The 13,751-nt window shown below is 39.5% G+C and carries 11 protein-coding genes and 1 tRNA gene; all 12 read left to right on the top strand.

The window, feature by feature from the left end:
- The first annotated feature begins 58 nt into the window (after nt 1-58).
- Nucleotides 59-292 carry an anti-sigma-F factor Fin gene (gene fin / locus ACE1TI_RS14800; protein WP_375008345.1) on the top strand — a complete coding sequence of 78 codons (234 nt, stop codon included), beginning with the start codon at nt 59-61 and terminating at the stop codon, nt 290-292.
- Between the two features lie 309 nt (nt 293-601).
- On the top strand, nt 602-4,138 hold the full coding sequence (gene mfd, locus ACE1TI_RS14795; protein ID WP_375008344.1) for a transcription-repair coupling factor: 3,537 nt from the start codon (nt 602-604) through the stop codon (nt 4,136-4,138).
- A gap of 305 nt (nt 4,139-4,443) precedes the next feature.
- Nucleotides 4,444-4,983: a stage V sporulation protein T gene (gene spoVT, locus ACE1TI_RS14790; protein WP_375008372.1), complete on the top strand. Its 540-nt coding sequence runs from the start codon at nt 4,444-4,446 to the stop codon at nt 4,981-4,983.
- Between the two features lie 152 nt (nt 4,984-5,135).
- Nucleotides 5,136-6,755: a putative polysaccharide biosynthesis protein gene (locus tag ACE1TI_RS14785; RefSeq protein ID WP_375008343.1), complete on the top strand. Its 1,620-nt coding sequence runs from the start codon at nt 5,136-5,138 to the stop codon at nt 6,753-6,755.
- Nucleotides 6,745-8,223: a bifunctional methyltransferase/pyrophosphohydrolase YabN gene (yabN, locus tag ACE1TI_RS14780; RefSeq protein ID WP_375008342.1), complete on the top strand. Its 1,479-nt coding sequence runs from the start codon at nt 6,745-6,747 to the stop codon at nt 8,221-8,223. Before ACE1TI_RS14785 ends, yabN begins: the two co-directional genes overlap by 11 nt.
- A gap of 32 nt (nt 8,224-8,255) precedes the next feature.
- On the top strand, nt 8,256-8,516 hold the full coding sequence (locus ACE1TI_RS14775; RefSeq protein WP_375008341.1) for an RNA-binding S4 domain-containing protein: 261 nt from the start codon (nt 8,256-8,258) through the stop codon (nt 8,514-8,516).
- 86 nt (nt 8,517-8,602) lie between these two features.
- Nucleotides 8,603-8,899 carry a sporulation protein YabP gene (yabP, locus tag ACE1TI_RS14770; protein WP_375008340.1) on the top strand — a complete coding sequence of 99 codons (297 nt, stop codon included), beginning with the start codon at nt 8,603-8,605 and terminating at the stop codon, nt 8,897-8,899.
- Nucleotides 8,896-9,480, top strand: coding sequence for a spore cortex biosynthesis protein YabQ (yabQ, locus tag ACE1TI_RS14765; protein WP_375008339.1), 585 nt, complete (start codon nt 8,896-8,898; stop codon nt 9,478-9,480). The genes yabP and yabQ overlap by 4 nt, the downstream gene beginning before the upstream one ends.
- A gap of 16 nt (nt 9,481-9,496) precedes the next feature.
- A complete protein-coding gene (locus tag ACE1TI_RS14760; RefSeq protein WP_375008338.1) occupies nt 9,497-9,886 on the top strand; it encodes a septum formation initiator family protein in 390 nt (129 codons plus the stop codon).
- Between the two features lie 92 nt (nt 9,887-9,978).
- Nucleotides 9,979-10,413, top strand: a complete 435-nt coding sequence (locus ACE1TI_RS14755) for a S1 domain-containing RNA-binding protein (RefSeq protein ID WP_375008337.1) — start codon at nt 9,979-9,981, stop codon at nt 10,411-10,413.
- Between the two features lie 197 nt (nt 10,414-10,610).
- Nucleotides 10,611-10,687: transfer RNA gene (locus ACE1TI_RS14750), tRNA-Met, on the top strand.
- A 538-nt stretch (nt 10,688-11,225) separates the two neighbouring features.
- Nucleotides 11,226-13,730: a stage II sporulation protein E gene (gene spoIIE, locus ACE1TI_RS14745; protein WP_375008336.1), complete on the top strand. Its 2,505-nt coding sequence runs from the start codon at nt 11,226-11,228 to the stop codon at nt 13,728-13,730.
- Nucleotides 13,731-13,751: the final 21 nt, after the last annotated feature.

Raw genomic sequence — 13,751 nt, 5'->3', positions numbered from 1 at the left:
ACTAAGATAACAAATTACAGTTTAGAACATCATGAATGATCGCAAAAGGAGCTGAAATATGGCTATTCGGTACTATTGCCGGCATTGCGGCACTTCTATTGGAACGCTTGAAGATGAAGAATTATTGGTGTCTCCACGTTTAGGTTTTGATCAATTAACGGATGAAGAACAGCAGCAGATTATCCATTATGGATCGGATGGACATGTTCACGTGAGAGTAACATGTGAAGACTGTGAACAAGCTCTGGAAAACAACCCCCACCTTCATGAGTTAGATCGCTGGATCCACTAGCATTTTTGCTAAACGTATAATAAAAAATGGGGACTGGCCCTTCATGCACACACTAACATGAAGAAGGCCGGCCCATTTTTCTGCTTATTAAAAATTTAGCCAATGTATTCTTTCTTGATTTAGAAATGGATGTCTGATTTTATAATGAACTGGTATACGCTATAATTTCAATTAAGTAAAGGGCTCCGGATTGTAATGCATGTTTTTCTCTCTAAGTGGAATATGATTAGTAAAAAGATATAAACGTAAAAGATTCGTTATGGGTAGAAAAGGGGACTTTGGGGAAGGAATGAAGGAGGAAAAAGAGCCATGAAGGGATTACAGAAGGCCCTGGCAGACAATGAACATGTAAACGCAGTGTTAGATGGTATAAATAATAATATGAATGAACAGTTAGTGGCAGGTCTGAGCGGGTCTGCTCGTACCTTTTTTGTGTCATTAACCAAGTCTGAAATAGATAGACCGCAGCTAGTCATTACACATACTTTATACCAGGCACAAAAGCTTTATGAGGATTTAGTAGATTTAATAGAAACCGATGTGTATTTATATCCAGTGAATGAGCTGATTTCTTCAGAAATTGCCATTGCCAGTCCGGAAATGAGAGCACAACGGATCGAAGTGCTTAATAAACTTGTCCAAGGGTTTAATGGAATTGTCATTGTGCCAGTGGCAGGAGTTAGAAGACTGCTTCCTCCAGTGGAACTTTGGAAAGACGCCCAGATTTTATTGCAGCAGGGAAGAGATATAGAGTTAGATTCTATAATCTCCGATTTATCCGCTTTAGGGTATCAGCGAGCGGAAATGGTTTCGGCCCCGGGAGAGTTTAGCGTTAGAGGCGGAATAATTGATATTTATTCCTTAACTGAAGAAAATCCTGTTCGTATAGAATTATTCGATACAGAAATTGATTCTTTAAGATATTTTCAAGTGGAGGATCAACGTTCTTTAGATTCTGTCCAAGAAGTTACAATTGGACCTGCGCAAGAGACAATTCTTTATCAAGAGCAATTTAAGAAAGCGGCTGACCAGCTTGATCAATCACTTTCTAATACATTAAGAAAAGTGCAAGATACCGGTGTAAAAGAAAAATTACAGGAACATTTGGCTTATGAAAAAGAACAATTAAGAGAACAATCCCGTTTTCAGGGATTATACAAATATATGGAATATTTTTATGAAAAACCGGCAACACTTTTATCTTATTTTTCAGATAATGCAGTTGTTTTTCTTGATGAAGTCAGCCGTGTGCAGGAAATGGCCGAACGTTTAGATAAAGAAGAAGCAGAATGGTCTACGACTGTTTTAGAACAAGGAGAAATACCTAATGATATTTCATTATCAGTAGGGTTTGACGATTTATTTGCAGGTTGCAAAAATCCTCGTATTTATTTCTCTTTATTTTTGAGAAATATACCTTCCTTGCAGCCTCAAAATATAGCTAACATTCAATGTAAAGCTATGCAGCAGTTTCACGGTCAAATGCCGGTTTTAAAAAGTGAAATGGAACGCTGGAAGAAAAGCGGCTATACTGTTGTGTTTGTTGCAGGAGATGACGAGAGGGCAAAACGCCTCGAAAATGTTCTAGATGATTATGGTATTGAGGCAGATCGTGTCCAAAGAGACGGTCCTTTTTCTTCAGAGAGACCTTCTATCGTTCGCGGTCAGTTAAATAGCGGTTTTGAACTGCCAATGGAAAAAATTGCAGTCATTACGGAGCAAGAAACTTTTACGAAAAAATTAAACAGAACACGACGCAGACAGAAACTTTCTAATGCAGAACGAATAAAAAGCTATTCAGAGCTGCAGGTTGGAGATTTAGTGGTTCATATTAATCATGGCATTGGAAAGTATTTAGGTATTGAAACGCTGGAAGTTAGCGGTATTCACAAGGACTACTTGAATATCTCTTATGCTGGAAACGATAAATTGTATGTACCTGTCGAACAAATCGACCAAGTGCAAAAATATGTTGGTTCTGAGGAAAAAGATCCTAAGATTTATGCGCTTGGAGGCAGTGAGTGGAAAAAAGTAAAACGTAAGGTACAATCTTCTGTTCAAGATATCGCAGATGACCTTATTAAATTATATGCCGAACGAGAAGCTTCAAAAGGCTATGCTTTTTCTAATAATGAAGCAGAAGAACAGGAATTCGCTTCTTCTTTTCCATATCAGGAAACGGAGGACCAAATCAAAGCTATCCGGGAAATCAAAGAAGATATGGAACGAGAGCGTCCTATGGACCGGCTGTTATGCGGAGATGTTGGTTACGGGAAAACAGAAGTAGCGATTCGTGCTGCTTTTAAAGCGATTCTTGATGGAAAGCAAGTGGCTTTACTTGTGCCAACTACCATTTTAGCTCAGCAGCATTTCGATACAATTTCAGAACGTTTTACTGATTACCCAATTAATATAGGGCTTTTAAGCCGTTTTCGGACCCGGAAACAACAAACCGAGACTATTAATGGGATAAAAACGGGCGGAATTGATATTGTGATAGGTACTCATCGAATATTATCTAAAGACGTTAAATTTAAAGACCTGGGACTTTTAATAGTCGATGAAGAGCAGCGGTTTGGTGTAACCCATAAAGAAAAAATCAAGCAAATGAAAGCAAACATAGACGTGCTGACTTTAACAGCGACGCCAATACCTAGAACCTTGCATATGTCGATGCTTGGAGTACGGGATTTATCTGTTATCGAAACTCCTCCTGAAAATCGTTTTCCAGTACAAACCTATGTGCTTGATTATAATGCTTCTCTTATCAAAGAAGCAGTTGAAAGAGAGTTAAGCAGAGGAGGTCAAGTATACTTTTTGTACAACAGAGTCGATGACATAAGCAGAATGGCTGAACAAATTTCTATGCTTGTTCCAGAAGCAGAAGTAGCTTATGCTCACGGCCAAATGAATGAGCAGGAACTTGAGTCGGTGATGATAGATTTCCTTGATGGAAATAAAGATGTTCTGGTTACTACGACCATCATTGAAACAGGCGTGGATATTCCAAATGTGAATACATTAATTATTTACAATGCTGATAAGATGGGACTTTCGCAGTTGTACCAAATCAGAGGACGTGTAGGGCGCTCAAACCGAGTAGCTTATGCTTATTTCACTTATCAGCGTGATAAAGTGTTAACAGAAATTGCAGAGAAACGCCTGCAGGCCATAAAAGAATTTACTGAGCTTGGATCCGGTTTTAAAATCGCTATGCGTGATTTATCAATAAGAGGTGCAGGCAACCTTCTCGGTGCCGAACAGCATGGCTTCATTGAATCGGTTGGCTTCGATTTATATTCCCAAATGCTTAAGGATGCCATTGAAGAGCGAAAAGGGGACAAACCAAAAGTAAAAATACCTGATATAGAAATAGATGTGAAAGTCGATGCTTACATTCCAGCAAATTATATTGGTGATTCTAAGCAGAAAATAGAGATGTATAAGCGATTTAAAGGGTTGGAAACGCTTGAGGATCTTCAGGATTTACAAGATGAAATGGTTGACCGGTTTGGTGATTATCCAGAAGAGACCAATTATCTGTTTACCTTATCCAAAATTAAAATAATGGCAAGAGAAAATGGGGTCGAATCTATTGTTCAAGAAGGCGGTAAAACCACACTTCTTATTGGAGAAGAGACAAGCCAGAATATTGATGGTTCGAAGCTTTTTGAAGCGGTAAATGAATTTGGAAGAGAGGTTGGACTAGGCACCAGCGGCCAGAAAATAAAACTTGTTATTCATCAAAAGCGGATATCAGGCAAACGTCTTTTAGAAATACTGGAAGTGTTAGTAAACAAACTTCCGACGACCAAAAAAGTAAAAGAAGAAACTGCTTCTTCCTAATTAAAAAAACAGGCTTGTATCAAGTACGACACGTCCTGTAGTTTGAATGAAACATCTGCTTTATGCTGTTTGCCAGATTTATACTTTTCCTAACAATGTCAAAAAGAAAATGGCAGCTTTATAAAAAATAATGAATAGTTATTTACCTGCGGTGGATAATAAAAACAATATAAGAAAGAGACGGGGAAACTTCCAACTCCGCTATTTTACCTCGAATTAAGGAAGCGGCAGAAACATGCACTAATCCTTATGTCTCTTAACCATCTTAAGAAAAACACCATTAGAAAGGGAGGCACACTTCCATGATGAAAGCAACAGGCATTGTCCGCCGCATTGACGATTTAGGAAGAGTAGTAATACCCAAAGAAATCCGCCGCACATTACGAATCAGAGAAGGAGACCCTCTCGAGATCTTTGTCGACCGCGATGGGGAAGTAATACTGAAGAAGTATTCTCCTATCTCTGAACTTGGAGATTTTGCCAAAGAGTATGCAGAGGCCTTATATGATACACTTCATCATCCTGTTTTAGTAGCTGATCGGGATACATTTATTGCTGTATCCGGCGGTGTAAAGAAAGATTATGCAAATAAAAGCATTGGCGGTGCAGTAGAAGAGGCAATCAATGAACGAAAAACAAAAGTGACGTCCAGTAAAGGAGATTACAACATCGTCAGTGACCATGAAGAAACCATGAGAGGGTATGCGGTGGCCCCTATCATAGCTAACGGAGATCCTATTGGAGCAGTAGTAATGATTGCAAAAGATGATAAGGTGGATGAAGCTATCTCCGGGAAATTACTTGAAACAGCTGCAGGCTTTTTGGCAAGACAAATGGAACAATAGCGTTTGTGTAAATTATAGTCTAGAAAAATGCATAGCACGAGATGCAGCTGCCTTTAAAACAATTAAGGGCAGCTTTTTCGCTGTCTAATCCTGTCCTCTCTTAGTTTCTTTCTTAGCTGTGATATACTGGGAAAAGCGAAAGGGAGATAGTAATGTCACAACCATACATAAAGGGCAAAAGCATATGGAAAGGAGCTTTTCTCATTACCGGTGCAGCGTTTCTTGGAAAAATTCTGAGTGCATTATACCGCGTGCCTTATCAGAATATAACTGGAGATTTGGGATATTATGTCTATCAGCAGATATATCCTTTTTATGGAGCAGCTATGGTTATCTCTATGTACGGGTTTCCCGTCATTATTTCAAAGTTAGTGATGGAAACAAACGAGCAAGAAGGAGTAAGAAAAGCAGCAGAAACAGCGTACGCTTCTTTATTGATTTTGTTGCTCACTCATGCACCATTATTTTTTATTTTGTTTTTTGGGGCAGTACCAATAGCAGCTGCGATGGGAGATGAAAAGCTGGCTGTACCCCTGCGTATCATTTCTTTCGTTTATTTATTTATTCCTATTTTTTCTGCGTGTCGTGGTTATTTTCAAGGAATGGGAGAAATGAAGCCTACAGCTGTATCTCATATGATTGAACAGTGCGTTAGGGTAGCAGTTATTTTAGGACTTGCCTTTCTTGTCGCTTTATCAGGAAAGGGAGCCTATTCTTCTGGTGTCGCTGCAGCGATCGGCTCGATTACAGGAAGTGCTGCAGGTGCTGTTTTCCTTATAAAATTTTTCTTTACTCTGCACATTGAAAGGCGTAATCGAGTGAATTGGACTGGTGTCCTGGAAAAGGTCAAACAATTAAAGACGAAGGTCTTAAGCAGAGGTTTGCTAGTTTGTACGGGTGCTATGATATTTATTCTTTATCAATTCATTGATGCTTTTTCTGTAGCCCGCATATTGCAAAACTATGGAATGTCTTCAGAAGAAGCAAAGGCTGGTAAGGGAATATTCGATAGGGGACAGCCGCTTTTGCAATTTGGCACCGTTATTGCCACGTCTTTTGCTATGGCTGTGGTTCCTCTTATAGGCAGAGAAAAACTCAAGGGTAACATGGAAGCCTCTCAGAAGTATGCAGCACTTGCTGTTCAAATAAGTTTTTTAATCGGTGCTGCTTCTGCTATAGGCCTTTTCATTATAGCGGAGCCTGTTAATATTATGTTGTTTGAAAACGCAAAAGGCACAGATATACTTCGTATATTAGCAGTCTCGCTTGTTTTCAGCGGGTTGGTTATGGCTGCTGCAGCAGTGATGCAAGGCCACGACTATTTTGTAGTGCCAGCTGCTTTTCTTTTGCTTGGTTTATTAATGAAAGCTGCAGGAAATGTATGGCTGATTCCTTTATTTAATGAGAAGGGAGCAGCTGCAGCAACCGTTATTGGAATGACAGCCACTGCTCTATGTAATATTCTATTTATTTATAAACAGCAATTAATGACGTTTCCTTCTTGGCGATGGATTACAAAAGCTATCATATCACTTAGCTGTATGGGCCTGGCAGCAGTTGTGCTGTATTTCAGTTGTTCTTATATTTTTTCGATCACCACAAGGCCAGGAGCTGCAGCAGTCTCTTTAATTACAGCCCCTGCTTGTGCTTTTATATTTGTTTGGCTTTTGGTTCGTTTATCTCTTTTTACTCGAGAAGAACGTTTTCTGCTTCCTGGCATGGAAAAAATAGAAAAGATAATAGACCGAAAGGAGAAGAAACATGAACAGTAATTTGGATAAAAACACACTACCGCAAATCGTGGTAATTGGTCTTGGTATTGGTGAATTAGCACAGCTTCCTCTTGGTTTATATAAAACGCTGAAAAAAGCGGAACCACTTTTTTTGCGTACAGCTGAGCACCCAGTTGTGAAAGAACTAGAGGAAGAAGAGGTTTCGTATTTAAGCTTTGATCACTTGTATGAAGCTAATGAGACTTTTGAAGAAGTTTATGAAAATATAATAGAGGAATTAATGGAGGCAGCATCGAAATTTAATCATATCTATTATGCAGTGCCCGGCCACCCGATGACAGCTGAATTAACAGTAGAGCGGCTTATAGAGAAGGAAGCAGAGGGACTGGTGGAAGTTGAAATTCTTGGCGGACAAAGCTTTTTAGATCCGATGTTTTCATCTCTTCGAATCGATCCTAATAATGGGTTTCAACTGTTGGACGCCACCTCTCTGCAAACGCATGATTTAAAAATGACCCAGCATATTATCATTAGTCAGGTTTATGATGAAATGACTGCTTCAGAGGTTAAACTGACTTTAATGGAAAAATATCCAGATGATTATGAGGTAACACTTGTAACAGCGGCTGGCACATCCAAAGAAAAGCTGCAAAAAATTGCTCTTTTTGAATTAGACCGGGAAATGACACAAAACAATCTCACTGCTCTCTATGTACCGCCAGTTCGCCTAGACAACTTATTATATCGTGAATTTGAGACCCTTCGTCATGTTATTGCAGAACTTCGTGGCCCGGATGGCTGTCCATGGGATAAAAAGCAGACCCACCATTCTTTAAAACGGTACCTTCTTGAGGAAGCTTATGAAGTGATTGACGCGATTGATCAGGAAGATGATGAACATTTACAGGAAGAGCTTGGTGATGTACTTCTGCAGGTCATGCTTCATGCGCAGATTGGAGAAGACAAAGGATATTTTAACGTAGAAGATATAATAGAGACGTTAACTTCTAAGATGATACGTCGGCATCCGCATGTCTTTGCTGACACAAAAGCTCATACAGAGGAGCAGGTGAATGAGAATTGGGAAGCTGTCAAACGTTCCGAAAAAGAATCAGAAGGTTCGCTTTTGAGCGATATTCCAGCTTCTATGCCAGCACTTATGCAAGCTTATGAACTGCAGAAAAAGGCAGCAAAAGTTGGATTTGACTGGGACGATGATGCTCCGATGTGGAAAAAGCTGCAGGAAGAAACAGCAGAGTGGCTGCATGAAGTAAAGCAAGGCAACAAAGAAGCAATGAAAAAAGAATTTGGAGACTTGTTGTTCGTACTTGTCAATTTAGGACGTTTTTATAAATTACATCCTGAAGAATCTCTGCATATGACTAATATTAAATTTAAAACAAGATTTGCTCATATTGAAGAAACTTTAGCAAAACAAGGAAGAACTCTCGAAGACACATCCTTAGAAGATATGGACCGATTATGGGAAGAGGCAAAACGAAAATAGTTCAGTACATTTTCCAGGAGAGGAGAAAACATATGCGAATCGATAAATTTTTAAAAGTTTCAAGACTGATTAAACGAAGAACCTTAGCAAAAGAAGTTGCTTCTCAAGGAAGAATTACGGTAAATGGAAACAAAGCAAAAGCAGGCACAGAAGTAGCGCCTGGAGATGAAATTTCTATAAAGTTTGGTTCTAAACTTGTAACAGTTCGGGTGGATGAAATAAAGGATACGACCAAAAAAGAAGCCTCTAACACGATGTACACCGTACTAAAAGAACAACCGGTAAACGAATAATCAAAAAAAGGTATATTTCTACTACTATCTCTTATTCAAGACACATATATATGTGACAAGCTATCGATAAGAGGAGTGTGTGGAATATGTCTTTTAGAGAAGATTCAATGGCTCAGCGTCCGCAGCCCCCCCATGAAGTAATATTAAAAGGCAGAAAAAGTCTTGATATTACAGGGGTAAAAGAAGTAGAGAGTTTTGATAATGAAGAATTTTTGTTAGAAACGTCCCTCGGCTTCCTGTCTGTACGCGGTCATAATTTGCATATAAAAAACTTAGACGTGCATGAAGGCATCATATCAATTGAGGGGAAAGTAGATGACCTGGTTTACGTCGATCAAACTACTGGAAAATCTAAAGGATTCATAGGGAAGTTGTTTAAGTGAGTCTTACCATTCAATTTCAGACCATGTTTGCGATGGTAGCAATGGGACTTGTAGTTGGAATGAGCCTGGATTTTTATCATCGGTTAACGGTTCGGTCAGTGAAAGCCTTCTGGCCGCGAGTGTTATGGGACCTTTTGTTTTGGCTTGTACAGGCTCTTCTTGTTTTTTATGTGCTGCTTCATGTTAATGAGGGTGAGCTTAGAATATATATTTTTCTTGCATTAATGATAGGTTTTTTTATCTATCGCCGTTATGGAAGGAGCCCCTTTATCAGAACCATGGAGGTTGGCTTCTCGCTGGTTCGCTGGATTAGAAAAGCAATAACAGCAACGTTCCAGGTGATGATAGTCTCTCCTGTAAAATTCGTATTGAAACTCATCACCTCGTCCGTTATGATAGGATTAACCCTAAGTGGAAACGTTCTGATTTTTCTTTTACACCTCCTTATGTTCCCTTTGAAGCTGGCAGCTCGTTTTCTCATCCCAATATTGAGACGTTTACTTCCTCAACCGATCATTACATTTTCAGAAAAAACTTTTCATGCCATACGAAAAAGGGTAAAATGGAGGATTTTTAAATAAGCCGGGGTGATTTTTATTGGTTTCGGGAAAGAAAAAAGTAACGGAGATTAATAAGCCCTATGTGAAAGAGCAAGCTAGAGAACAAGAGCGTTTACAAGCCGCTTCCTCAAAAAGACAGCGCGGACTTGTTCGCCGCCTTACTGCTCTTTCGATTACAGGTGCAGTTCTGGCTGTCATATTCACCGTAATGCTGGTATCTCAATGGTCGACACTTGAGGCTAAGAAAGCAGAACGTGCTGAACTTGAAAATGAACTTGAAGAGCTGCATGCAGAAGAATCTCGCCTGAAACAAGACGTAAAAAACTACAATGACCTAGACTACATAGCAGAAGTGGCGAGAAGAGACTATTATTTAACAAAACCGGGCGAAACACTATTTAAAGTACCTGACGAATCAACAGATTGACACTTTTTTTATCATTCGAGTATAATAGTAATGATTTTAAGACTGTAAAGTCAGCTTTCTAAGGAAAGATAATAAGGAGGAGCTTTTTTTAAATGTCAATCGAAGTAGGCAGCAAGTTGCAAGGGAAGGTCACAGGTATCACCCATTTTGGAGCATTTGTGGAGCTGCCGGATGGTAAAACTGGGCTGGTTCATATTAGCGAAGTGGCTGATAAGTACGTAGACGATATCAATCAATTTTTAAGCGTTGGTGACGAGGTCACTGTAAAGGTAATGAAAGTGGAAGACGATGGCAAGATTGGTCTTTCCATTCGTAAAGCTCAGGAACGGCCTCAAAGTGACCGTCCAAGAGGAGATCGTTCTAAAGGGGATCGCCCTAAAGGAGATCGCCGAGGTGGTCCTGGAAAAGGACAGAGACCCTTATCTTTTGAAGAAAAAATGAATCGTTTTATGAAAGACAGCGAGGAGAGGCTTGCTTCTTTGCGGAAACAAACTGATTCTAAACGCGGCGGACGCTCCAAAAAATAAGCAGCTTGCTGCAGGCTTTACTGAATAAATTCTTGAAGACTGCTTTAAGAGATGATAGGGAGAAATCATAATGTAAAGAAATTTTCCGTTTCTCCTTACACTCTTTTGGCAGTTAATTCATTTGCTTTTAAAAATTTTTATGGAATGGTTGACGTGGCATCGATCACATTATATAATCATTCGTGTTGCATAAAGACGGCGGCGTAGCTCAGCTGGCTAGAGCGTACGGTTCATACCCGTGAGGTCGGGGGTTCAATCCCCTCCGCCGCTACCATACATATTAAAGTAAAAACACGAGTCTGACACTCCATGAGAGTCAGGCTCTTTTTTTGGGTTAAAAAGTTTATGTACCAACTGAAACGTTATCCGCACGGGGTGGTGGTATTATTTTAAACACCCATCTCCAAAAACACCGTGTCCTGTTTGTGGAGATAGACGCGAATGGAGTAAAAGTTTCTTTATGTTAGTCGAACTTCAATAAAGATCTTATTCTAAAAGCGCGAAAATCGTTTTTACAACCCAGAAGTTGCCTCACCCAGGCCCCAATCAGGACGTTTTAATTTTCTTTTTTAACATCATTCTGTTTGTTTTTACTTCAGAAACGAGCATTCTTTCTTATTTGCTGTAAGAAATTGTTAGTTGATGTACTGCAATTTTTGAGAATTGGGTGCAAAACCTTATGAACAGTGGCTTCTTTTTAAAAAATAAATCGTCGAAGACTTTTTTTGGATCTGTTGGTTATTTTGACAAACATTTAAAAACGGAGCATATATAATTAACCCACAAACTTTGTAGCAGGTGGTGGGTGGATAATGTATCAACGGGATCTAACTAAACGAGCAGAAGTGGCAGAAGAAACAGAGCCGATTTGGGATTTAGTACGGGCGAGATTAAAAAACGCAGGTCATCGAACGAAACAAAAATCTTTAAGAGGGCTGGAAATGTTGTTTATTCAATGGGGCGGTCTCGTATTTATTCTAGGAATTCTATTAGGACGAGCTGTTCTGCTTGCAGAACTTTTTCCGTTTGCACTTCCGTTTTTTGCCGCAGTATATTCCTGGCGAAAAGAAAAAGGAATTATTGCAGCTGCTGGGATTATTGTTGGTACTTTTTTCGGTCCCGTCTTCCATGGAGCCTTTGTTCTAGCAGCAATCGCTGTCTTTGTAGGTATCTATGAATGGATCACCCGATATGGATGGCGAATGAGTTGGGCCTTGCCATTATCGGTGTTAATAGCTACAGTATTCGCACGCGGAAGTACTGTCTGGCTCGAGCAAGGAAGCCTTTCTTCTTACTCGATGGTGATGGCAGGTGTGGAAGCAGGCTTGAGTTTTATTTTAACGATGATTTTTTTGCAAAGCATGCCTTTATTAATTACGAAAAAAAGAAAACAACCATTAAAACATGAAGAAATTGTTTGTTTTATCATATTGTTAGCTTCTGTCATGACAGGAGCCATCGGCTGGGTTATCTACGGGATGGCTGCAGAACATACACTTGCAAGATATCTCGTACTGTTGTTTGCGTATACTGGTGGTGCGGCGCTTGGAGCATCTGTTGGTGTTATAGCCGGGCTTGTCTTAAGTCTTGCCTCTGTTGCTAATTTATATCAAATGAGTTTGCTTGCCTTTGCAGGTCTTCTTGGCGGGCTTTTAAAAGAAGGCAAAAAAATTGGTGTTAGTATTGGTATGCTGCTCGGTACGGCTTTAATAGCTTTATATGGTGACGGGATGAATGGAGCTAGTTTGACGCTGGCTGAGTCTGCCGCAGCTATTGCTTTGTTTTTGTTTACTCCTCGTTTTATCACTTCTTTTATAGAAAAGTATATTCCAGGAACTCCGGAATATGCTCGTGAACAGCAGAAACATATGAAAAAAATAAGGGACATTACCGCTTTAAAGGTGGAAAAATTTTCTAAATTATTTCAAACGCTCTCTAAAAGCTTTATGTCTCAGCCTGAAATGGCTGAAGCGGAAAGGGAAGATAAAGAAAGAGATGAATTATTAAGTAAAATTACGGAAAAAACATGTCAAACCTGTTTTCGGAAAGAAAGATGCTGGGTCAATCAATTTCATGAAACCTATGATGGAATGACAAATATGCTGTATGAACTCGATAAAAATGGAAAGGTAGGTGCTGCTGCAAAGAACCAATGGAAAAAGCACTGTCATTATGACACGAGGATGATAAATGTGATGGAGGAGGAATTAAAACAAGATCAAGCGAGAAGGGAGCTGACAAAACAAGTAAAAGAAAGCCGCCAGCTTGTAGCTGACCAGCTTAAAGGGGTCTCAGAAGTTATGGATGATTTCGCTCGGGAAATACAGAGAGAAAAAGAAGCGCATCATTGGCAGGAAGAGCAAATTCATGAAGCTTTACAGGACGCAGGACTTGATATTGGTCATGTAGACATATACAGGCTTGATGAAGGTAACGTTGAAATAGAAATGAGTGTATTAAAGGGGGTTGGAGCCGAACAAGCAGAAAAAATAATAGCCCCTATGCTTTCTGATATTTTAAAAGAACACATTATTGTAGAAAAAGAAGAACCATACGAAAATATATCTGAATATTCCAATTTCACCTTTGTTTCTGCCCGAACTTTTACAGTTGATATTGGTACAGCCTCAGTAGCTAAAGGAGGAGGGTGGGTTTCAGGGGACAGTTACGCCTCTATGGATATTGGGGCAGGTAAACATGCTATTGCGATAAGTGATGGAATGGGAAGCGGAGAGAAAGCACATAGAGAGAGCAGCTCCGCTTTGCAAATTTTACAGACTATTTTGGCTTCCGGGATGGATGAAAAAACAGCTATACGCTCCATTAATTCTATATTAAGTTTGCGTTCAACAGAAGAAATGTTCTCTACCCTGGATCTTGCAATGATAGATTTGCAAGAAGCCAAAGGAAGGTTTATCAAAATAGGGTCCATTCCAAGTTTCATTAAAAGAGATGATAAGGTAAAACAAATTGAAGCAGGGAATCTGCCTATTGGTATGATGGAGCATGCCGAATTAGATGTGGTCACCGAACAAATGAAAGAAGGAGATATGCTAATTATGATGAGTGATGGAATATTTGATATTCCAGGTCCAATTGAGAATACAGAGATATGGATAAAGCGTATTATGACCCAGCTTGAAACAGACGATCCGCAGGAAATGGCTGACTTGCTTTTAGAGAGAGTGATGCGGGTATCTCAGGGGAAAATAAATGATGACATGACCATAGTAGCTGCCAAAATAGAACGCAACTTATCAAAATGGGCAGCCATACCGGTTCGTCATTCCGTTCCATTAAAACGAAAAAAAGCCTGATAACAAGTTATTTCCTTGGTT

The sequence above is a fragment of the Alteribacillus sp. JSM 102045 genome (genome assembly GCF_041949975.1).
Taxonomy (GTDB): Bacteria; Bacillota; Bacilli; order Bacillales; family Marinococcaceae; genus Alteribacillus.
Note: the sequence above shows the minus strand (reverse complement) of the source record. Positions and strands in the feature narration are given on the sequence as shown.